Genomic DNA, 22,556 nt, shown 5'->3' with positions numbered 1-22,556 from the left:
TTTTAGCTGGCATTTTTGTAGAGATTGACTAAACTCATTTTTTATTATACCCTATTTAAAGGCACAACAGCTTAAGTACCAGGAAGTGGAGGGCGGATCGGGCTGTCTTAAAGGTGTCAACGGCGGCAAGGAACCGACGGGAAGATTGCCTTTTGGCAGCGCTTTTAAGGTAGTGGTTATGGAACCGGACGAGCGAACCGATACCGTTGATACTGCTCTATTCTTCCGATTTTGTTCGCCTTGCGGCTGCTCTCCTTATTTCATTGGCCCAGTACCTTTCTTCACCTATCGGGTTAATTCTCCCATTTTCGTTGGGGCGCTGGGATCGTCCTCTGGCGGCTCTTCCTCTGTACCAACTGGGGCAGTTCGCGGCGGAGTATCTTCTCCTGTTACAAAAGGCGTAACTACAGCAGCTAATATTAATGTTCCTTGCCCTCCGGGTAGCACCGCACCAGCGCCCGTGTCAGTTGGCAATGTTCAAGGAGTCAATGTTCCCGCTTTGTCGGAAGCGATCACCAGTATTGAAAGCAGCGGTTCTTACGAGAATGCCGGCGTTAATGCTTGCGTTGATGGCGGAAATAATTGCGGGGTTCCGTTGGGCAAGTACCAGTTTATAAACTACGACGAGTACGCTGCTAGTTCAATTTCATCTAAACCAGGGGGTACGCAATTTTTAGCCAAACTGCGAGGCGGTTATCAACCCACTCAAGCAGAACTTTTTCAATTTTTTCCGCCTGCCGATCGAGAAGCTGTTTTTGCTCAAAGTCTCGCTTCTAAGCTGAATGCCACCTCTCAAGAAAAAGACCCTACTACTGGAAGTTTTTTTAGTGGCGATCGCCTGATTGAGCGAGTAGCTCAAAAGCATTTCGGGGGCGACTATTCCAAAGTTGACGGCTCTTCAACCGATATATTCGGTCGTTTAACTCTCTCAAGTTACGGACAGGATGTTTTGAGGCGCTATCGAGAGGGAGGTAGGGCGATCGCGGAGTCGAATGCTGCTGCTTGCGTTCCGACTTCCAGTGCGCCGCAATCCTCTAATTCTGCGAGTGCTGCCCCCGGCGGCAGTCAATCCACGAGTCAGTATATCAAGCCTGCGAATGGACCAATAACCAGCCGCTTTGGGATGCGGACTCGTCCGGTTTCCGGCGTGCGGAAAATCTATAACGGCATTGGAATTGTCGGCTCAATGGGAAGTCCGGTAAAAGCTGTTGGCGGCGGCGTTGTCAAGACAGCGGTGTCTAACTGCCAGGAAGGGTTAAAGAACTGCGGCGGTGGCTACGGCAACTGGATCGAAATTGAGCACGGCAACGGTCGCACAACTCGGTATGCTCATCTGCGCGAAGGTTCAGTGAAAGTCAAAGTTGGCGATCATGTTTCTCAAGGTCAGGTCATAGGCGGACTAGGCAGCACTGGAACAACGGCAGACCCTCGCTTGCACTTTGAAACCCGCATTAATGGAACGGCTGTTAACCCATCTCAAGAAGGAATTTGAATTAAACGGAGATGTTCTGCACCATGATTTCCTTGAAAAAACGGACAATTATGTTGAAATTTACCTGGGGCTTGCTAACAGCTTTTTTGGTTTATTTGTCGAGCAGTTTATTCACCCATCCCCCAGCTTTTAGCCAGCCGACTCAGAACGCTGATTTCCCTTCAGCTTGCCTTCCTGTTGGTCTAGGGACTCTCAGGACAGAGTTTGTAACTGAAGTAACAGATGGCCGCACTCAATATCGCTTGTTCGATGCCTATTTGCAGGGAGATGCCGTGCCATTTTCTGTATTGGTTTCTCTCCAAGAGACGCAGTGTAGCTTGCTTTATTCCAACCCGACGAACGATTTTTATCCTTACAGCCGCACTGTCAAGCTGCCGATAGCAAGGCAAATCGCTCTGAGGGAATTGCGTTACTCCATCAACAAGGCAGGGAGTATTGATAAGTTCCGCTCTACCTTGCAGCCGAATTTTGGAGAACCCACTTGGCGATTTTCGGAAGAAGAGCTTTGGGCATTTAAGCAAGTTGGTATTACTGTTCCCTCACTTAGTAAAGCCAGCAAAGATAAGTGAGATATCTTCGCTTTAATAAGACTCCTACAAGCAAAACTTCAAGTTTTGCTTAAAGCGGATTTAGTAAATCTGCAAGGTGTCTGTCATAACCGGATTTAGTAAATCTGCAAGGTGTCTGTCATAACCGGATTTGGTATGACATCTACATAGAAAATAGTTCGCGGAGGTCAAATCAATGTTTAGCAAAAATCAACAACTAACTTCAGGTTCAGAACACATAGGGAAGCCACAAATCATAGCTGGAAAGAAAATTTTATTACTGTTTTCTCAACCTTCTCAGAAGAAACTCCCAAACCCCGCTTCTAATTCCCTAAATAATTCGGGGTCCAGAGTATCATCGTTTTTATTTATTGGGCGGTGGTTCCGCTTTGGAGTGGTCTTGTTCTTGCTGCTATCAGTGTTGTTAGGAACTACTGGTTGTACCGCGAGTGCTACAACGATTTCATGGACACCTGCTACTAGACTCATCCCTGTTGAAAATGTTCAAGGCATAGTTGCCGAAAATTCTGAGCTTAACCCCCAGGATTCAGCATCAAATGTGTTGGCTTGGGCTGTAAACAAACCAGCAGGCAGGTTAGTTATTTTTAATTTTAACAGCCCTGGAGTTTGTGGAGCAGGAGGTTGCTTATATGCTGGATATTTATTCAGAAAAAACGTTTCTACTACTCGTGTATTTGCTAGTTATTTAAACGACAACTTGCCACCGAAGAGACCGCTAATTCAAGTAGTAAGTGACCCCTCAAAAACCTCTGATTTGCCTTGCTTGCAAGTACAGCAGCACTCACAAAATGGTATTCGGCAGTTGTTTTTTTGCTTCAACGGTCGCCAGTACCAGTTAGCTAACAGTTCCTTGATTGAGCTTCCCCATAAAATGCAATAGGCGAGTTTAAAGTATAGCAGTTCTCAATAAAGTGAGGTAGGCGGGAATGGAGGCAAGCCCGTCAGCCCGTCAGCCCTATCTGCGAGCGTAACTCATGTTACTGAGAAAAGTTATATTTGAGCTTGACTATCTGTTAGCGAGCTCCTGTTTTGCATAATAAAAAAATGCCTCGCTCCCTAACTGGATATGAGGCACTTCTTCAAAAGTAACTAACCGAGACTGTTAGTCATCTGCTTCCGCATCAAAATCATCGTCGAATTCCTCTTCTTCATCTAAATCGTCGAAATCATCCTCTTCTTCTATTACTTCAGCGGCAATTTTCCGAGGGTATTTATGATTGGCGGTCTGCTTTTTTCCATTTTCTCTTTTACGAGCAGCGGGTGGCAGCACTTGAATTTGCGGTTCGGCTGTACCTGGTAATGCAGGAGTTTCAGTGAATCCGGCAATGATATCGTGCAGCCCCCAAATCGCATTTTTATGCTGCGGGCGTCCCAGATATAGAAAGGGGAAATTATCAGCAGTTGGCTTGGTATAGCTGACAGTTTTGCAGCAGTAGCTCTTATTAGAGCCTTCACCTTCTTTAACTCCTTTGAACTCCACCTCTAGGATGCCGAGGCTCCGCCATTTATCGGTTTTCCCGCTGAAAGGAATTTGGAAATAGTCGGCGAATGCTTTTTCCAACAAACGGTAGAATTCGTCTCTGGCTGCTTTAAAGCTCCAAAGCGCAACATTCTTAAATCTGACGACAATAGGCGTGCTGTGTCTGGGACGATTGTTTTCATCCAAGAAGACAATGGCGTGTTCGCTAACAACATCCATTATCTTTTTATCGAGTTGAGCTTTATACTCTTCGTACAGCCCGACAACACTACCGCCTAGATCGGGAACGTCATTTTTGTAACGAATGTATTCAGGGATGAATCCCAACACGCATAAGTGGCATTTAGAGAACAGCAGACCTGTAACATCTTCTGTTAGTCCAATTGTAGTCATTTCCTCTTCTGTTGGCATGACAAACCAATTGGCTTTTTCTAGCTGATCCTCTGGAATTAATATTCCCGCCACTTGTTCGTTGATGACGATGCCATAGGGCAGAATTGGTCGCCTTACTTGATTGTGACCGGGTTCTAGGAGTTCGGGGTCAATTTCAAAATTGAGGTCTTCTGACTGAAGTGGGATTGTGCTTTCAGTCGTTCCTGCGTTACTTGAGCTTTTTGCTTTAGCTTTGCTATTGGTTTTAACCATTCTAAAAGTTTGTGACATTGCAGTTCCTGCAAGGCGGTAGCCTTACCTTTTAAAAGGGTAAGATGTAGCACAGTTAAGCCTAGTAATCTTGTCAAATAATTTAAACGCTCATAAAAAAATAACTGGTAGTACAGAACTACCGAATCGTGAGGAAAACTAATTAAGTGTGCAAAAAAAGAACGATTGTGAAAGCGCTCGCGCAGCTTCAGCAATTTCTGAAGTTGCGCTATTATCAGAATCAAGCACTCACAATGCTTTTAATTTCCTCGCTGCCAATATTTGGCGCGATCGACGCTCGGTAAAGCGTTTATTCCTATTGTTCGCAGTAGAGGTAGCCCTTCAACAAAATTGATGGCTCCTTTCAAACCCGCGATCGCGTACAAAGAAGCTGCATCTGCTCTTTCGGATGGGCTAGCATTGGCTTCTTCTAACAACTTGATTAGATATTCAGGAACCTGTACGAGAGAGCCATCAATACCGGCAAGGGGGACAAATTTAGTATCGGGAGCTAGGACTTTTGGCTTCAGAAATGGCAGTTCGCGCTGGAAAGTTTTTGGAGTACGGCGACTGTTTGTTACAGGCGATCGTTCTGATTTGCGCCTATGCCACCGCTTGGCTCGGTAAAAACTCCCTTTCAGTAACGGGGGCTGGCTTACCATCAATACAGCTTCGTGAAAGGGGAAATTCATCTGTTCTCCTTCCTGAATTTTCACCTCTTCTAAGTTAGATTTTGTCAACCAGTCAGGCGCCAGCGGACAGTGAGGGTAAGACACGACTTTAGAGTTGTAGGTTAAGTCGGAAAGCAATTTGCCCGTTCTGGATAGTCGGGCGTTAAGATAATGCCACTTTAATCCAGGTAGATAGGCTCCTGAATATTTTACTTCAACGGCTCCCATATAGATCCATTCTGTACGTTCTAAAGTTAGCGAGATGTCGCCTCTTCCTAGTTTGATGGTGCTGCGTTTTAAAAATTCATAGTCCGGGTGTCTCTTCAAAAGCTCTGACAGCCACTCTTTTTGTTCCTTGTTCACGGTAAGAATATTTTTTAATAATTTTGCTTCCTATCCTGTTGACTGCGTTAGCAGGGATAATATCAAGTGCTGGTTGCTTTATACCGAAAGTTAGAACTGTGGGCTGTAATTGCTCGTTCCCAAGACTGAACTAACACTGAGTAATTTTGATTTAAGCTTACTTGTCTGGCAACAGTAAGTTGTAGCTACAAGTCAGGTCAGATTTAATTGCTCTTACGACCAACTTTTGCATTCAAATACATACTTATGAATTTTGAGATTAAATTTTTGATAGCACAGGCTAACTCTACTCCAGTTCTCGCTCAAACTCAAAGGAGAACACAGCAACCCTCACCTCTATCGTCAATCGACTTAGGCGGGCTTTTCCAACAATATAATAACCCGGATGGGTATCTAACAATAGGGACGCTGATTTTCCTCCTCTTACTGTCTCGGTTTCTAGGGAACGGCAAGGGCAAAATTACCACTGGCAAAGTATGCGGAACTTCCGAAAAAATGGCAGCCACTCAGCTTGCCTTGAAACAAATTAAAGAACGAAAACATAATAAAGTCACGCTATGGTGTGGCAGTCCTCGCTATTGGTGGAAAGGAAAAAAACTTAGAGGTTTTGTTACCACTATTCAGACAGCTATGGGTTCTTCTCCCACTGTTTGGCTCCCTCATGCAGAACGGTCAACTTTAGTAATTGGAGCACCTGGATCGGGTAAAACTTTTTCGACAATTGATCGGGCGCTAGAAAGTGCAATGGTGCAAGGATTTCCGATTATTCTCTACGATAAGAAAGGAGATCAGCTCAAACTCCACGCACCTCTGGCAGCGCGGTATGGCTACCAAGTGTCGGTATTTGCACCGGGAGAACCTTATTCAGGCATCATTAATCCCCTCGACTTTATGAAGTCCCCTCAAGATTCGGTCATGGCTGGGGAAATCGGTCAGGTTATTAATAGAAATGCGAGTGCAGGCAATGGAAAAAGTGATGAGTTTTTCTCTAAAGCTGGAGACTTATTGGCTAAAGCACTCCTTCAATTAGTCAAGGGTTCTAGGTATCCAGACATGGCAATGCTCTATGCAATTTTGAGGTTGCCAAATTTGGTAAAGCGGATTGACTATGCGGTTCAATCCCGTCGAATCGATGAGTGGGTCGCTACCAGCTTCAACCAATTTTTGAGCGCTAAGGAAGCAGAAAAAACTATTTCAGGAATTCTGACGACAGCGGCCGGAACGTTCAGCAGTTTTATCCAAGCTGACCTGTTGCGAGCATTTTTGGGAAAGTCGGACATCCCAACGAAAATAGAAAGCCGACAGATGATTATTTTCAAATTAGATGACGAGCGGCGCTCCGTCGTGGGGCCTCTGCTAGCAGCCGCGATTCACCTCCTCGTTGTGTCCAACTTAAGTCGCCCTCGGAAAGATCCACTGGTTATTTCACTCGATGAATTTCCCTCCATTCGATTGGATCGGATGCCGCAGTGGATTAACGAATATCGCTCGAATGGATCTTGTTTCATTCTAGGAATTCAGAGTTTGGAGCAACTGTACGAAGGGTACGGAGAGAAAATGGGGGCGGCGATCGCCTCTGCTTGCAGCACTCATATTTTATTCAATCCGGGTAACACTGATACTGCAAAAAAATACTCCGAACGCTACGGAGAAAAAGAAGTTTTGCTCAAAAGTAAGTCTACCAGCCGTTCAATGGGCGGTCAATCTCAAAGCAATCAATCTATTAGTTGGAACGAGTCGCTTCAAAAAATGCCATTGTTTTCAGTGGATGAGATTTTGCGGTTTCCCCAGGGACGGTGTGTAATTACGAATCCCGGCTACAGTTCCGGCGGCGAGGGGTCAATTCCTTATGCGCTGACCATTCCTATTCCTAAAGCTGATTTGCAGCGGCAAAGTGAGAGTGAGGCCCTCTGGGATGCAGAGGTTAGGCTACGGCTGGAGAGTCGGGTGCAACTTGCAAGTCTTGACCAGCTTACCGCCGCTTTGTACGATCGCATTGAGGAAGCAGAACGGATGCTGCCTCTGCCAGACGCCGGAGGTAACGTTCCATCCCAATCGCCAACGCCGCCAACTTCAGGTAAGAAATTTGGCTCTGACCCGCTAGACTCAGTTGTCAGTAAAACTGGGCGTTCCAGGCGGGTTTTTGCCACTGGCAGTATTGGCAAGCGCTAGCGGGAGTGTGCCAGCCAATGGAAAATTTTCCATTGGCCTTTGGCCTTGACCTGGAAGTTGAGATCGATTCGGATTCTGAGCGTCGCGATCGCATATCGCACTTAAATCTCTACCTCTGGAATTCCCTCAATGTCGAAATGAGTTAGGGGCGCGATCGCAGGCAGTGATGTTCTTCGAGCAGCAACAGGCGAGATCGCCTTTCCTGCCAGCGCGGACGCAAGCCAATCTCTTGTCTGTGTGTGTTGCCGGCTGTCCCAACTGAGTTCGCGCTTCGTCCCCGGATGGGCGGGATGCAGTGCTAACACGGTCAGCTTGATATTTTCTGGCGGCAGCGAGAGAGATTCGGCTGCTGTCCACAATTTTACTCGGTCAGACCAATTTAATGCAGGATGGCGGATTGCCCATTCAATTAAATGGACGGATTGACGTTCAAGAAAAGCTGCATTGGCGTTGATTTGTACGCATACATCTTTATTAAGCTTAGCGCTAAACTGAGTATCGACTAAGAATGTAGGAGGTTCCCATTCAAATACCTCTGGAAATAGCAAACTAACTTCCATAATCCACTTATCCACTTTGGGATTCGCAAGTAGCAGAGGTTCAGTGGGGAGTTTCAATAAAGTTTGTTTCATTATTAGTTGAAATCCCTCTTGTTTCAATTCAATGGGAACTGTTAGTTGTGTCGGATTGGCTAGAAAACTTAAATCAGTGAGGGTGATTAATTGCATAGGTGGGTAAGACAGTTACAGCCTACCCAGAGGGCGCGACGCTAGTCGCCTGGATGCTATTTATTGATAATGAACATTTTGGTTATCAAATATTTATAAATAAGAGTTGAGCGACCTCAAGAAAAATACTCACGGGTGATCGCCACTTGAGAGGGTTTCGAGTACACGGAACTTCAGTTTAAGGGTGATGTCTCAATGCCTGCGACTACGCCATTGCTGCCCAGGAACATTGTTAATAACCCTCTCAAGTAGTCATCATGCTTGTCGAGGTTAAGGAGCCTCAACAATTGACCTATCAAGGTTTCAGAGGCGTTTCACCCGCGTCAGACCCGGAAGCGAAAAAACGAGCCAAACAGTTAGAGGTTGCACTGCTCGGCTATGGTAGCGACGAGTTAAACTGCGACGCAGCAGCACTCAATGCTGTGCGATCGCACATTCAAACTCATTGGCAAACAGATCATCGGTTAGTTTCAGTAAAAAGGAACCTTACTACAAAGCCTGCTCGATCGCCCGCCGCGCCAATTCCACCTGTTCCACAGCATCCAGATAAGCTAGCGCTGCTGCATCCCAAACCACTTTTCTCTGCATCCTGTTCAAGACTATTTTCCCAAACTCGTACACCGTGCCGAAGCTTTGCAGCCTAAGAATTCGCTCAGCTATTGAGCAAAAACTCGGCGTTGGGTTCAATATCGCCACCACATCTGATTGAAGGAGCAACACCACCTCTGAACCCATATCGACTTTCAAAGTCGCTCCAACCTCCACAATCCGGCCCCAAAATCCATTCCACTTCCTTTCCGCTATTTTTTCAGTAGGAATAAAAGGGATTTTGACAATAACCCATGCCCCCGCGCTGTCTGGACCAAAGCGCGTTTTGACTCCCTCACCCGTAATTGGTTCGCAAGGAGTGCAAGTTTTACATTCTTCACCGCAATCGCCTTCTTGAACCTGCTCGCTACTAATGCTGCCCTTGGTTTTCTTCGAGGCGGAGGATTTTCTCAAAGCAGCCTTAATCAGAGCTTTAGCTTGTTTCGGGCTTTTCGCTGCTCCCGACGAGAGCGCCGCCAACGCCACTACTCGCTTGTCCTCTTGCATCTTTGCAAGTTGATATCCTACATCTATGCTGTGGTCATTAATAATGTCCAACCACTTTGCAGCCAATTCGGGGCTGTCTCTCTTGAGCTCGTCGGCAGCTTTGACGGCAATGCGCCCTTTCCTGTAGTTCCTGCCGCACCCCAAGCCGACTATAGCCGCCACAATATTTTCCGTCAGTTCCATTTCCCTTGGAGTCAGACCCAAGTCGATCGGGTTCAATGGAAAATTTTCCATCAGCGGTTGCTGGTTGCCCTTTAAGGGTGGCGGCTCTGCTGAGCCAGCAGCTTGGTGGCGAGCTTTCTTGGCAGCGTGTCTGTTCCTCAGCTCTCTAGCTATAGGCTCCACAACAATTCCTTCCCGAATTCTCTGTACTGGACTTTGGTGGCGGTGGCGGTTTTCTGCTACCAAGACGAAGAGCTCGTCATCTTCAGTCTGGAAGTGGCAGACAATAACTGGGACCGACTCCCAGCCCAGCGCTGCCAGCGCCCTCCACCGCCGATGCCCGCTGACGATCGTGCCATCTGTTTTGACGGTCAGCGGTTGGACGTAGCGTTTGAGTTGGATCAACTCTACCAGGTCAGCAATACTTTCGGTGCACCCGTAAATTTCTTCATTGCGAGGGTGAGGCTTGAGTTGGTCAAGACCAATATGCTGAATCGCGTCGCTGACTGAGAGCGACACAGTTTCATTTTTATTCATTTGGATAGCCCTGGTTGTTTATTTGGGGATTGGGGCTTTGTACCTTTGCCTGCTAAACCCAATAAGGTTTCCTAACAGAAAGCTGGGGTTATTCTCTGTCGGGCGGCGCGGGCTGTATCGGCAGGTCGCCTTCACTGTCAAAAGGTTCGCTGTCTTTACATTCTTAAGAATAGCATATTTCTTAAACTAGCAATGCGCTACAGAATGGTGTAAGAAAAGACTATTTTGTTTAAAGCTTTTTAAAGTGTTATTGATTATTATGATATCGTTTCTGATAAAAAGTGTACAAATAACTAAAATAAATTATACTCGATTAAATAACCGCTATGAAAGTAACAAAGCTGTTTATTAAACCTCAACACTGAGTGCCTATCAAAGAATGTAATTCGCTTACCCTCCGGCGCGGTTGGGGGAGCGATTTGGAGTGATATTAGTTGAATTTAATTAAGAAGTTTTATAATGTCTTTGGGTAAAAGATTAAAAATTTCCCCCGTTTAACTTCTTGCATTAGTTAAACGAGGGAAATGAACACTCGCGTTCGTCCCTACATCGCTTCTACTGAGACTGTTGGCGAATTCGTAGGGAGTGTCACCCCTCACCTCTAGAACGAAGCATTTGCGTTCGCACCCAGTGAGTCAACAGCTATGTGGTCAATTAGAAATTGAGCCAATATCCGCCATTTTTATGGGTGAGGGGTTTAACCCCTTGTTAATTGACCAACACTATCTTCTACATCGCCCCTACTTTGTTAGCCTTGCTTTCTTAGGAGAAAATAGTTTGGCGATCGCCAGAATTGCAGGCAACATGGAATCCCCTTTACGCCCAAGCTTCAGCGAACCCTCTAAGTCAAGCAGCAGAGACACCGCAGACGAAAGGGATATTAGAGAAGCAGCAGCTACTTCTTTTTTCAGAAAGTACACTCGCTTAGGGTTAGCAATTTGACAAATCCGGGCAATTTCAGCGTCTTGCTTAACTCCTCCAACTATCGCCGCTTTCACCCACAACCAAGTTCTAAATTGAGCAATCAGCGTCGCACAAATCGCCAGCGGGAAAGTTCCTATTGCCAAAAGTTCAAGCAGCAAACAAACTGCTCTCTTAGAGTTATTTTCCCTCAGCGCTTCGGCAAGCTGGAGGCTATTTTGAGTGGTTGAAGGAACCAGCGATCGCACAGAGTTTAAAGTGAGGGAAGCGCCACTGCTGTAAGTCGCCAACTTGTGCAGTTCTGATTCAGCGCGAGCCGGATTGTTGCCGATCGCAATCGCCAAGTAATCAATAGCATTTGAGTTCAGCGACAGCCCTATTGCCAAAGCTTGAGTTCGGATCGATCGGGCAATGAGATCCGTTCGCCAGGGGGGAATAAGGTCGAACTCAAACAGCTTAGCTTGAGAAAGCAGGAATTTTGCCACCTTCAGGCGTTTGTCAATAGAAGGCGCTACAAAAACCAGGTGCGTCTTTTGCAGTATCTGCGGGAGCAACTGGAGAACCTCCAGCGTCTCTTCAGTAAACTGTTTGAAATTACACCCTTCTACCACCACTAACTTTGCTTTTTCCGTTCCCAAGGCGGGAGTTAAGGCGCAGTCAACCGCCTCATTCAATGCCGAAGCATCAAAGCGGTGATAATTGAAACTCATCCAAGCAGGATCGAGGTTCTTTTTAAAGGCAGAAAGCTTTTTGTGAATCGCGTGGAGGTCATCCCCTATCAGCAAGCTAATCATGGGTTCTTCTCCTCGAACAACACTTGATAGCGGACGCCCGTTGCCGCCAGAAATATCTTCTGCACCTTAGCTGCGTTTCGGTTGAACTTGTCCAGGTATTGGGCGGGCACGGCCAGCACCGCTTTCTTTTCCGTCAGTGCTACCAGGGAAGCGGCACAGAGTAAAGCGCGGTTCTTCTCAGAAGTTGCTGAGAGCACTTTTTCCCAAATGGCTCGCTCTTTGGAACGGGGCGATCGCAACTTGGAGGTACTCGGCAGCTTCTGGGTGCGATCGGGCTGCCAAGAGTTGCCACTCGCGTTCTCTGCGGCGTAGGGTTTTAATTGTGGCACCTTTGCCAATCCCAGCAAGCAGAGTTCCAGCCACAGCGTTGGGTGAGCGCTCTTGCTGAGCTGCCATTCCGAAGCCTGCAACTGTTCAAGGCCAGCAGCGATCGCATTGCAGTCCCAAGCAGACGCAATTTCCATCAGCGCCGAGTGCGAAATGCCGCTAACTAGCATCAGCGAACAGTCTGGCACGCTCGTTGCAAGCAACAAGTCCCGGTAGCAGGCTAGCAGCGACGCCAGCAGCATTTTAGGGCTTTTCCCGCTGTCAATGAGTTCGCGGGACAGTTGCAGCAGCTTCAGCGCGTTGCCGGTGCGGGTCGATTTCAAAATTGCAACTAAATCCGACTCCGGTATCCGCCCCGACAGCTCCAATACGTGAGAACTGGTAATTTCCTCTCCTAATAAGCTCAACTGGTCGAGCAACTGCAAGGCGTCCCTCATCCCGCCATTCGCGGCGCGGGCGATCGCAATTTTAGCTTCTTCGGCAATTGCAATTGACTCTTTCTCAGCTACCATTGTTAGCTGTTTGACAATGGCTGGGATTGGCAGCGATCGAAACAGGAACGTTTGGCAGCGGCTGTTAATTGTTGGCAGCACTTTGTGTTGCTCTGTTGTACACAAGATGAACACTACATGATGCGGAGGTTCTTCCAAACATTTTAGAAGAGCGTTAAAAGCTTGGGAACTTAGGCAGTGAACTTCATCTAAAATAAACACTCGGTAGCGGCTGATAACTGGTGCGAAGTGCGATCGCTCGATCAGGGCGCGAGCGTCATCCACGCCGTTGTGGGAAGCCGCGTCAATTTCAGCAACGTCTAAGCTGCTGCCTTTTTCAATCGAGCGGCAGGATTGGCACTTGCCGCACGGCTTTACTGTGGGTTTGTCTGCACTGGTGCAGTTGAGAGATTTAGCTAAAATGCGGGCCGTTGAAGTTTTGCCCGTTCCCCGTTCGCCGGCGAACAAGTAAGCCGGAGCAATTTTATTAGTTTTGACCGCATTGGAAAGTGTCCTTTGGATGTACTCCTGTCCGGCCAGTTCAGACAAGCTACGAGGGCGGTATTTTTGAGGCAATGCTGCGTACATGATTGAATGGTTAGGTGTAATTGTTTGCTGAGAATTAGAGTCATATTTGCGGAGTTTGCACTCAGAAGAAGAGAGAAGTAAAAAACTCAATATTTTTACTTCTGCCAAGCGAGCCTTTTTTGCAAAAGACATCAGTCTTTGAAAATCGGCATTAACAAGTATTTGGCATCCATTAGGATGTTGGGCTTGGAGCGGTTGCCAGCAGGAACTAAAATGGCGGGGCCGTCGCGCTGAGTGAGGTGCATTTGGAGTTGGGAACTAGCGATCGCTTTTGCACCTTCCAACAGGTATTTTATGTTGAATGAAATTGACAAATTGCTGTCTGAGTTAACGTGCGCTGCCATCTGTTCCAAACCGTTTCCAAATTCTCTGAAAAGCGACAGTGACACTTGCTGTGCTTCGCTATTAATGCGGATGCTGAGCGTTTTTTCTTTCTTGTCTGCCAGCACAGCAATTCTCTCTATAGCTTTGATGAAAGGTGCTTTTTCCAGCGTTACCTGATGTTTGAAATCCTGCTGCAATAAATCGGGATAAGCTGGGTATGTGCCTTCTAAACAGCGCGTTACTAAGCGCTGCGCTCCCCACCGGAATTCTACCAGAGCGCTCTCAGTGCTGTAAGAAAGCTCTACTGGGTCAGCGGATGTCCTGCTCGATAAAATTCGCTCCAGTTCGGCGAGCGATTTAGCTGGGACTGTAAGCTCTAGAGGCTGTGCAATTTCCGCTTGTTTCTTCTTAGAAAAACCTTGAATTGAAGTATTGAGGACAACCAAACGGTGGCCGTCTGTGGCAGCAAATTCGAGGGTATCTTGGCAGATTTTGAAGTAAACACCTGTCAGGATGTGCTTGCCTTCATCGGTAGCGGTGGCAAACAGTGACCCTTTCAGCCCTTCTTTCAACGTTTCAGCGGGGATACAAATTGTTTGCGCTGTTTTTACTTCAGGAATGGCAGGGAATTCTTCACTCGAAATCCCTCGAACTTGATAGCGACCGCAAGCAGCAATTAGGGTAGCAACTGGACTGTTGCTAACAGCCTCTGGCAAGGTAGCGCTATTCCCGCTATCTTCGCTATCTTCACCTTCGCGATTCAAGGCTTCGCGACTGACCAAAGTGATATCTCCGGGCGAGAATTTCCCGACAATATCACTGAGAAGTCCGACTGGAATAGTCATGTCGCCGGGAGATTGAACGTTGGCCTCAAAGGAGGTTTGAATAGCCAATCTCATGTCGAAGACGGTAAGTTGGACTCGCTGCGTTTTTTTGCAAGCAACTAAGAGGACATTTCCTAACACGGGGTGGGTGGGTTTTGCTGGGACAGCTTTGCTGACAAGTTCGAGATGGTTGGCTAAATTGTCTTGCGTGCAGACGAGCTTAATTTCTGCTGGCAAAAGCTGGGGAGAATCGCCTGCGCTATTGGAGGAATTGCGATCGGATTTTTCTTCAATTTTTGGTTCATCTTCGACCAAAGGTTCGGTTTGTTCTAAGGGAACACTTGCCTTGGGTTTTGTTTTGGAAAATCCGCTCTCTTTTTTTCGGTTTTTAGCTGTCGCGGTGCGGGATTTGGTTTGCATCTTTGTGCGTTAAAATAGCTGCTAAGCGGGGGGAGCGTTAGCTGCCCAGAGAATAGCTTGCATTAGCAGCTTGTCACTCAATCTACCAACCCTAACCTCTGCCACCAAGCTAACGCTATGGTGGCAGTACCCTTTCAGCATTTTCCGATGGAAAGTTGTCATGTGTGGCGTGGTCTTTGAGTGGGTGTAACTTCTCCCCACCTAAATCGGAAATTTAGGTGGAGAGGGTTCAACTCTAAAAGCGCGGTTCACCAAATATAAAATGGGTTCACTTACTAAGAAAAACCCGGTGTTTTGCGCGGCTACAACTCACGTACATAAGCTGATTGTACTCTCGAATACTGTCGCGGTATTCTTTGAATAATTGAGCTTTTTGACTAGGAAAAAGTTGAGCAAGATACAGCAATTTAGTAGCGACTTTCCTGCCAATATCACTGCTATCAATTCCCACCTCCGTAAAAGTAGAGCCTTGAGAATTATGTACAGTAATTGCCCAAGAATTTCTCATATCTGCAAAGATTTCACAATGGTCGTACCATGCCTTCCATAAGCTCGGATTGCTTTTAGCATTTTGCAGCAACCTAGCATTGTCCTGTTGGAATCGGCGAGCGTCATTTTCGTGGAGGATATAGATTTGGCGTCGGTCGCCTGCATCGGTTTTAACCTGGAGATTCCAGGCTTTATAGCCACAGTACCTATCCTCTTGAAATTCGGCAATTTCCACTTCTGCTGATGTGGGCAGGATGACGGTTTTGCCGTCGGGAGCAATAACGGGAGCTTTAGCAATCAACCTCTCTCCAATAACAAATCTGGGAGCATTTTTCCCGTAGATTTTGGCTCGGATTTTGCTATTCCAGTAGGCGACGCGCTCGTTAGTGTAGCAGAGTATGCGAAAGCAATCAGGGTCTTGAGGGAAAGTAGAAGAGAACTTTTTTAAGGCGTATTTCAGCAGCGTTTTTTCTCGGACTAAGAAGGCTCCGTTTTTTTTATCAAGGCTGAATTTGGAGAAGGGTTTGAACGCCTCTTTGCTCTTGACAGCCGTGCGGCAAGCTGTTACGAATTCTAGCAGGGGGCTGCCCGCACCTTGCCGGACGACCTCTGTTAAAACGGCTTTTTCAGGCACGCTGAAGGATTGAGATTTTTTCTCTTCTATTTCGCCATTATTAACAGGAGGCAATTGTGCGGGGTCGCCCATGACGATGAGCTGCCGATTGCTGCCGAGGAGCAAAGTGCTAGCAATTCTTTCTTGAATGATATTCCACAGTTCTGCTGTAACCATGCTGCACTCATCAAGAAAGATGGTGTCGTACAGGTGAAGGAAAGAAGGAGAAACTTGTTTGAGGATTTTATTTTGCCCCTGTTTGACTGGAGCTAATCCCAATAGCTGGTGGATGGTCATAAAGTCTACTCCTCTCAGTCCTTTTTCAGCAGCCATCCGTCGCAATACGCCTACAGCTTTATTGGTGGGAGCGGTGAAAGCGACTCTCTTTCCGGCGCTGACTAATTGTTCTGCTACCAGGTTGACAAGGGTTGATTTTCCCGTACCTGCATATCCAAATAGCCCGAATACCCGTTTAGAGCTTGCTACAAATTGTTCGAGGAGTTGGAGGGCGTTGTTTTGTTGAGAAGTTAATTGAAAATTCGGTTTTACCAGTGTTTGAATCATAGGGTTGGTTTCTTCTACTATCTTTCAAACACTAATCAGCGGTAGCTGAAATTTACACATTGACACTCCGGGCGCCTGAAGGCACGAGGATTCTTAAGACATTTCGATCTTAATATCCCGCGCAAGCGTGCGGGTTCTTGGGCGCAATCCTTTTGCCTTAAAAGGTGGGCTGCTATCCTTGTCTTGCAACAAGCTCCTCAAGCGTTTAGGGATTTAAAAAATCCCTGGTTTCGCGGAGTCCCCGCGTACCATTTTTAAAGCTCTATCTCTGATGGTTTTTGCCGCTCCGATATCTGCGTGCTGGTAATAGCCACATTCCACACAGATGAATTTTTCTCCATCTCTGTTTGACTTGTCAATATGGCCGCAATTTCTGCATTCTGTGCTGGAGTGTTTGGGATTGACTTTGATGGTGACTTTGCCTTGCTTTGCAGCCAGATACTCAATCTTTAGAATCAATTCACCCCAACCTGCATCTGATATCGAACGATTTAAACCTTTCTTTCTCGATTGCCCGTTTTTGAGGAACCTCCCTGTCTTTTCGTCAATTTTTACCTGACATCGGTGCTTCATCCCTGAAATATTTAAGTTTTCTATGGCAATCGCATCTACGTTACGAGATACTATCTTGTTAGCTACTTTCCATTGATAAGCGTGACGCCGTTCACCGATCTTTTGATGTAACCGCCCTACTTTTTTAGCTGCTTTCTGGCGATTTTTGCTCCCTTTGATTTTGCGGTTAATTCTTTTCTGTCTGATTTTTAGGGTGCGTTTAGCTTTTTTGGATGTGGAAAACTTAGGATTTTCAATTTGACATCCATCAGATAGATGAACTAGCTTTGTAATTCCTAAGTCACATCCAATTACTTTCACAACATCTACCAGAGATTTTGCTATTGTATAGGGAACAGACTTGTTCTCTATCCTCACGGACACATACCAACCATTTTGACGCTTCCTGACAGTACAAGCCTTGATGGTAAAACCATCGGGGATTGAACGTGAGTTGTAAAATCGCATCCACCCTAGTTTGGGTGAATAGATTTTATTGCCTTTGATTTTGATGCCCATTACAAAAGTAAAAGAGGTAAAGTTACTCCGATTTTTAAATTTCGGGAATCCTCTACCTTCAAAGAAGTTTTTGTAGGCGGTATCTAAGCGTTTAACATTCTGTTGTAGAACTGTTGAGTCAATACCACTATACCAAGGTCTAGCTATTTTTAAGTCAGGTAATGCAGTGATTTGAATGTCGCCAGCACTGCGACGGGGGTTCTTAGTCTTACCTGAAGCATCGGTTTTTGAGTCTTTCCAAGGATTTCCGGTTGCACCATTTTTACTGACGTAGCAGGTTAATGGGGAAACTTCGCTTTGAGTTTTAATCTCACAGTAATTTCCTTGGATGAACTGTTGGTTATAGTGGGTAATTCTGTCGTTGAGACACCAATTGTAGTGGCTCCTTAACATATCTACCCAGTGAGACATTTTTGAGTCTTGTGTTTGATTGGGACGCAGTTTGTAAACATAGTTTGTGAGCAAGATTGAGTTACCTGTATTTGAAAAATGAACTGGTTTTATTCTAGTCTAAAAACTTACTTGATTCAAAACATTTCGCAATTCTTAATTTTTTAATAATTTAAATTTTTGCCGACCTACTTGAATTAAAGCCGTCAAGCGAAGGACGGGGTTTTCAACCCAGTTTTCTGATAACTCTCTGGGGGGGTGACAAAGAGGTCTACGAGATAGACTGTATAAGGGTTACGGCCCGCATACCTTGTTGATAAAAGCGGCGTTTATTGGGAGTTAACTTCATTAACTGTTCTACCTCGTCAGAATATTGTTCGAGATAATTGACCCACTTTTCTCCATCTAAACCAACACCAAATGTACTCCGTCTTCGATATCTTTTTTTAGGTTCTTTGCGACGAGATACATATTTTTGTACCTGCTTTTTTTTCAGTTCAGTGCCTTGAAATATTGCCCAAGTGTACGCAAGTGTCATGAGCAAAATCATGTTAATAAGTCGGTCTCCTTTTAAGCTGGTTCCTTCAAGATCGTAGCCTCCTGTTTTACAGTCTCGGAACATTTCTTCAATACCCATCCGCTGCTTATAAGCATTGATAGCTGCCGGCAATGACCCTAAATCTGTGAGTATAAACCACGCTTCATCAACCTTCCATCCCCCGTAGTTCCTTTTCCACTTACAAGCAAGATCAAATCCGGTCGCAGGTCGAGTTTTCCTCACTCTTTTACCTTGAAAATATAAAGAGGTTTAAGAGTACTATTCCTAATTCATCTAACCGTTGCCAAACTAAATGTTCCGTTTCCACACAATGATTTTTTTTCAGTCTTAAACAAAAAGATACACCCTTTTCCCTCAGCCAGTTTCCCAAATCGACAGAACAAAATTCACGGTCTCCTAAAACGATGACTTTATATTCTGAAAATAATGGTAAAACTTGCTGTAAATTGGTTGTTTGTGACTCGAAGTTACTGTTTCCCAATTTGGGCAACAGTGACCAGTATAATGGAATTGCTCTTCGCTCCCAGATCAGGCTAACCATAAATAGATTAATGCGCCCCCATTGACTGCGGTCGATTGCAATTGATAAAGTTTGACCAACACGGCAATAAGTAATCAACCAATAAGTAATTAATGGGAACCAAATTAGTGAGATAGTTAAGTGAGGCAAATCGAGAAACCTTTGTAGTTTTCTACGCCGACTTTCGGTTGTAATTGGATAGGGAAATACCCGCGAGAGCCGTTCTAATCTCACTTGTTTTTCTGATTGTATCAAGGGTAGCAAGATTCCAATCAGTTTAAATTGAGCTGAACTTAGTTGTTTTTTTAAATGAATGAGGTAGAATGTTGGTATCATTATTTTTGAGATAGGCAAGCGTGTAACAATTATGCTGCCTATCTTTTTTGAGCAGCGGATTGGCTCAATCCTTACAAAGGTATGGGTTTCAGGCTGGTTGTTACCCCCCCAGGATAACTCTAACAGGACTTACGCATAACCTCTATATGTAGGGTGAGCCATAAGCACCTTACCGCTACCAATAGTGTATTTAAACACTTGGGGCGTAAGTCTTGTATAATTTGTTCTGTTGATTTGACTGCTACTCAATTTTTCCATAGTTAGGACTTATGCACCCATCAAAAACTCTCCCAGTTATCAGTTGGATTGATAACTAGGAGAAATTGTGGAGAAGCGGAGTTATTAATCTAATGCAGGTACTTTGACTAATTCGACTTCAAAATAAGCTTGGCCCATCAATCTTGAGGCAAAACTGGCTGTTCTTGACTATCAAAAATAATCACAAATGTGCGATGTTTAACCAACCGTTGCAAAACCCGCAGATGCTCATCTGCATCGTTTCTCTTGCGAAATCGCGCCACAACAATACGCTGGCAATTAGGAAGTAAGCGAATTAAGCACCACGGGTGCAACTTCTCAAAATAGGTCATTTTAACCTCCTGATAACAGTAACAAATTGTGTTTGTGTTTGATTACCTGCCATTACCTTAATTGAAACAATATTGTCGAAGACAGGTCACGGTGATATTGACAATTGACTATATTTGTGCTGAAACCAGCTCAAATTATTTTTTGATGCTGAAAAGGCTTGATGTATATAAAATCAAAAACAATAGTGGCGCGTCTATTTGGAAATGAGGCATTAGAAATCTCCTCAGAAACTCGCAGGGGAGAAGGGGAGAAGGGAGAAGGGGAGAGGGGGAGAAAGAGTTTCTTTGATCCCTAACGGGTGCTGGGCCTCCGTGAAACGCTTTGAAGTTTATCAATTTGAGAAAACACGGGCAATTGTTCAATGCACTAATTTCAAGCAGACGCGCCACTACTAATGCACGCTATTATCTTCAGAAAGCCGACATAGCAAGGTTGCCAGTGCCTCTGGAATTTCCTCAAAATGCTCTAGCAGGAAGTCCATTACTGCCAGATGACGCAAATCGACAGGAGTAGGAAATCTTCGATTTTTTCCCTTTTTAAACCAACCCCGCACTGTAGAATTAGAACGGGAACAAATAAAAGCGATTTCCTCGTAACTCACCGCCCACTTGCCATAAAACTGCTTCGGCGTCATTCCCAATTGGCATTGGCTGTAAGCTGCAATTAAATTGCGCTCTCTATCTGTCAAAGTCTGCGGCTTTTTCATCCTCAAACCCCTCCAAATCTTCCTCCCGCGCCGTATCAAACTGACACCAAGCTGCGCTCTTGGAATTAGCAGCCAGCCAAATTATGTAGCACCACATCCAACAGTACCGGCGCGGTTCGCAGTTGTAAAATTTGCCAATAACTATCCCCCAATCAGCTTCTTCGCCAACACCCGTCCAGCGCACCATGTCGCCGCACTCAAAGCGCGGCCTGTGAATTTTGGCAAAATTAGCAGGCAATTCGATTGAAGGTGGCATCCCCTTCAAATCTCTTAGCGGCAGCGCCGAAATCAAATCTCGACTTCCTTTTAAGATTGACATAAGTTCATAGCTGTGAATCGATTGCACCTGACTTTTTTTGACAGGTTTTCAGGCAAATTTCTTGATAAAGAAATTGCAGCGCGATATTCCCCTAAATCAATCAACTGAAATCAAGCTGTGTAAATTCCTTACTGGGAGGACACCCGCTTTTAACGCATTGTACAAGCGCTCTTTCTCCAATGGCTACTACTTGATTCTGTGTTTTATTTTTGTTACGGAAATAGGCAGACTTTTTGGCCATTAATTAGTGTTGCTAGGAATTGGCACTAATACCAATCTCTCTCCTAGTTACAAGGAAAGATTGCGTTCGCTTAATGGTAATGATTCTGTTGTCAAAAAATTTTAGGGATGCGTTGCAAAAATCTTGGCAGTACAGAAATCGCTGTCCAATTACCTTTATTAGCAGCTTCGAGATATCGCCGGAGCAAATCTTCAGTTACTTGTTGGTCAAGCCAATGCGTTAATTCCACTAGCTCCTGCTAAAATGGGTTAGAAACCCCGTGCTTCTAGCACGGCTTTACATTAGAACTTACGCATCTCACAGGATAATTGCTATAATGTGAGACATGACGCAAAAAGCCTTTAAGTACCGCTTCTATCCCACGCCTGAACAAGAAACCTTGTTGAGACGCACGATGGGCTGTACTCGTTTGGTCTACAATCGCGCCCTTGCTGTGAGAACACAGGCTTGGTACGAACAGAAGAAGCGAGTCGGTTACAGCGATACTTCGGCAATGTTGACCGAATGGAAAAAGCAGGAATATCTGCAATTCCTCAACGAGGTTAGCTGTGTCCCATTGCAGCAAGGATTGAGACACCTTCAGAAAGCATTCTCGAACTTCTTCGACGGGCGGGCGAAATACCCCACCTTCAAGAAGAAACGCAACGGCGGCAGCGCAGAGTTTACCAAGTCTGCCTTCAAGTTCAGAGACGGGCAAGTCTTTCTTGCCAAGTGTTCTGAACCCCTGTCGATTCGCTGGAGTCGAGAATTGCCACCAGGTGCAACTCCATCGACCATTACGGTGAAGCTCTCGCCTGCTGGACGCTGGACAGTTTCCTTGCTGGTGGAGGTCGAGATTGAGCCATTGCCAAAATGCTCCAGTGAAATTGGGGTAGATTTGGGTGTGACCAGCCTGGTTGCCTTGAGCGATGGCGAGAAGATTGCCAACCCCAAAGGCTTCAATGCGAAACGCCGCAAGCTCAGGAAAGCTCAGAAGGCGTTGAGTCGCAAGCTTCATGGATCGAACAATCGCCACAAGGCACGACTCAAAGTGGCAAAGGTGCATCAGTCCATCGCTGACGCGAGAAAGGATTTTCTTCACAAGCTGACCACTCGATTGGTGCGCGAAAACCAAACGATCGCCGTCGAGGATTTGGCCGTGAAGAATATGGTGAAGAACCCCAAACTTGCCCTCTCCATCAGTGATGCGAGTTGGGGCGAGTTGGTAAGACAGCTTGAATACAAGTGTGACTGGTACGGTCGTATTTTAATCAAGATTGACCGATGGTTTCCGAGTTCTAAGCGGTGTGGCAATTGCGGTCACATCATGGAAAAAATGCCATTGAATCTTCGGGAATGGGATTGCCCAATCTGCGGGGCGCACCACGACCGAGATATCAATGCAGCAAAAAATATTCTTGCCGCAGGGCTTGCGGTGAAAGTCTGTGGAGCGAACGTAAGACCGGATAGGCATCAGTCTGATGGCAGTTGCGATGAAGCAGAAAGGTCTAAGAAGTGATTCTTGGAATCACCGTGGCTCAATTCCCGGTGAGGATGTCAAGGCGAGATAGCCTCCCT

At 45.8% G+C, this 22,556-nt stretch carries 18 protein-coding genes; 4 read left to right on the top strand and 14 right to left on the bottom strand.

Going from position 1 to position 22,556, the window contains the following annotated elements; translation table 11 throughout:
- Positions 1–85: 85 nt before the first annotated feature.
- Together QT996_RS10000 and QT996_RS09995 are read left to right on the top strand one after the other, a co-directional pair.
- The gene (locus QT996_RS10000; RefSeq protein ID WP_333046263.1) at positions 86–1,492 is read left to right on the top strand and encodes a M23 family metallopeptidase; all 1,407 of its coding nucleotides are present in this window, start codon (positions 86–88) and stop codon (positions 1,490–1,492) included.
- Positions 1,493–1,542: 50 nt separating this feature from the next.
- Entirely contained in the window at positions 1,543–2,061 is a 519-nt protein-coding gene (locus QT996_RS09995; RefSeq protein ID WP_333046262.1) for a hypothetical protein, read from the top strand.
- A gap of 1,102 nt (positions 2,062–3,163) precedes the next feature.
- On the opposite strand, the gene QT996_RS09990 is transcribed toward QT996_RS09995, so the two are convergent.
- A complete protein-coding gene (locus QT996_RS09990) occupies positions 3,164–4,204 on the bottom strand; it encodes a DUF5895 domain-containing protein (protein ID WP_333046261.1) in 1,041 nt (346 codons plus the stop codon).
- A 239-nt stretch (positions 4,205–4,443) separates the two neighbouring features.
- Positions 4,444–5,217: a hypothetical protein gene (locus QT996_RS09985; protein ID WP_333046260.1), complete on the bottom strand. Its 774-nt coding sequence runs from the start codon at positions 5,215–5,217 to the stop codon at positions 4,444–4,446.
- A gap of 246 nt (positions 5,218–5,463) precedes the next feature.
- On the opposite strand from QT996_RS09985, the gene QT996_RS09980 reads away from it, so the two are divergent.
- Positions 5,464–7,389, top strand: coding sequence for a type IV secretion system DNA-binding domain-containing protein (locus tag QT996_RS09980; protein ID WP_333046259.1), 1,926 nt, complete (start codon positions 5,464–5,466; stop codon positions 7,387–7,389).
- A gap of 101 nt (positions 7,390–7,490) precedes the next feature.
- Here the strand turns inward: QT996_RS09980 and QT996_RS09975 are convergent, their stop codons facing one another.
- From QT996_RS09975 to QT996_RS09920, 12 genes are all read right to left on the bottom strand, one after another.
- The gene (locus QT996_RS09975; protein WP_333046258.1) at positions 7,491–8,021 is read right to left on the bottom strand and encodes a hypothetical protein; all 531 of its coding nucleotides are present in this window, start codon (positions 8,019–8,021) and stop codon (positions 7,491–7,493) included.
- A 585-nt stretch (positions 8,022–8,606) separates the two neighbouring features.
- Complete coding sequence (locus QT996_RS09970) at positions 8,607–9,911, bottom strand: ParB/RepB/Spo0J family partition protein (protein WP_333046257.1); 1,305 nt, start codon at positions 9,909–9,911, stop codon at positions 8,607–8,609.
- A 740-nt stretch (positions 9,912–10,651) separates the two neighbouring features.
- Complete coding sequence (holA, locus tag QT996_RS09965; RefSeq protein ID WP_333046256.1) at positions 10,652–11,626, bottom strand: DNA polymerase III subunit delta; 975 nt, start codon at positions 11,624–11,626, stop codon at positions 10,652–10,654.
- Entirely contained in the window at positions 11,623–13,164 is a 1,542-nt protein-coding gene (dnaX, locus tag QT996_RS09960) for a DNA polymerase III subunit gamma/tau (protein WP_333046255.1), read from the bottom strand. Before dnaX ends, holA begins: the two co-directional genes overlap by 4 nt.
- A complete protein-coding gene (gene dnaN, locus QT996_RS09955; protein WP_333046253.1) occupies positions 13,164–14,600 on the bottom strand; it encodes a DNA polymerase III subunit beta in 1,437 nt (478 codons plus the stop codon). The genes dnaX and dnaN overlap by 1 nt, the downstream gene beginning before the upstream one ends.
- A gap of 268 nt (positions 14,601–14,868) precedes the next feature.
- Positions 14,869–16,266 carry an AAA family ATPase gene (locus tag QT996_RS09950; protein WP_333046251.1) on the bottom strand — a complete coding sequence of 466 codons (1,398 nt, stop codon included), beginning with the start codon at positions 16,264–16,266 and terminating at the stop codon, positions 14,869–14,871.
- A gap of 213 nt (positions 16,267–16,479) precedes the next feature.
- Entirely contained in the window at positions 16,480–17,802 is a 1,323-nt protein-coding gene (locus QT996_RS09945; RefSeq protein ID WP_333046250.1) for a transposase, read from the bottom strand.
- A 196-nt stretch (positions 17,803–17,998) separates the two neighbouring features.
- Positions 17,999–18,508 (bottom strand): hypothetical protein, encoded by a 510-nt coding sequence (locus QT996_RS09940; protein WP_333046249.1) that lies wholly within the window; start codon positions 18,506–18,508, stop codon positions 17,999–18,001.
- Between the two features lie 4 nt (positions 18,509–18,512).
- Positions 18,513–19,142 carry a hypothetical protein gene (locus tag QT996_RS09935; protein ID WP_333046248.1) on the bottom strand — a complete coding sequence of 210 codons (630 nt, stop codon included), beginning with the start codon at positions 19,140–19,142 and terminating at the stop codon, positions 18,513–18,515.
- A 395-nt stretch (positions 19,143–19,537) separates the two neighbouring features.
- Positions 19,538–19,732 (bottom strand): hypothetical protein, encoded by a 195-nt coding sequence (locus QT996_RS09930; protein ID WP_015211718.1) that lies wholly within the window; start codon positions 19,730–19,732, stop codon positions 19,538–19,540.
- Positions 19,733–20,124: 392 nt separating this feature from the next.
- Positions 20,125–20,439, bottom strand: coding sequence for a hypothetical protein (locus QT996_RS09925; RefSeq protein WP_015211720.1), 315 nt, complete (start codon positions 20,437–20,439; stop codon positions 20,125–20,127).
- Positions 20,411–20,758 (bottom strand): hypothetical protein, encoded by a 348-nt coding sequence (locus QT996_RS09920; RefSeq protein WP_333046247.1) that lies wholly within the window; start codon positions 20,756–20,758, stop codon positions 20,411–20,413. Before QT996_RS09920 ends, QT996_RS09925 begins: the two co-directional genes overlap by 29 nt.
- A gap of 566 nt (positions 20,759–21,324) precedes the next feature.
- Between QT996_RS09920 and QT996_RS09915 the strand changes: the two genes are divergently transcribed.
- The gene (locus QT996_RS09915; RefSeq protein ID WP_333046246.1) at positions 21,325–22,497 is read left to right on the top strand and encodes an RNA-guided endonuclease TnpB family protein; all 1,173 of its coding nucleotides are present in this window, start codon (positions 21,325–21,327) and stop codon (positions 22,495–22,497) included.
- Positions 22,498–22,556 lie beyond the last annotated feature (59 nt).

It is taken from the genome of Microcoleus sp. S13C4 (assembly GCF_036700865.1).
Lineage (GTDB): Bacteria > Cyanobacteriota > Cyanobacteriia > Cyanobacteriales > Microcoleaceae > Microcoleus.
Note: the sequence above shows the minus strand (reverse complement) of the source record. Positions and strands in the feature narration are given on the sequence as shown.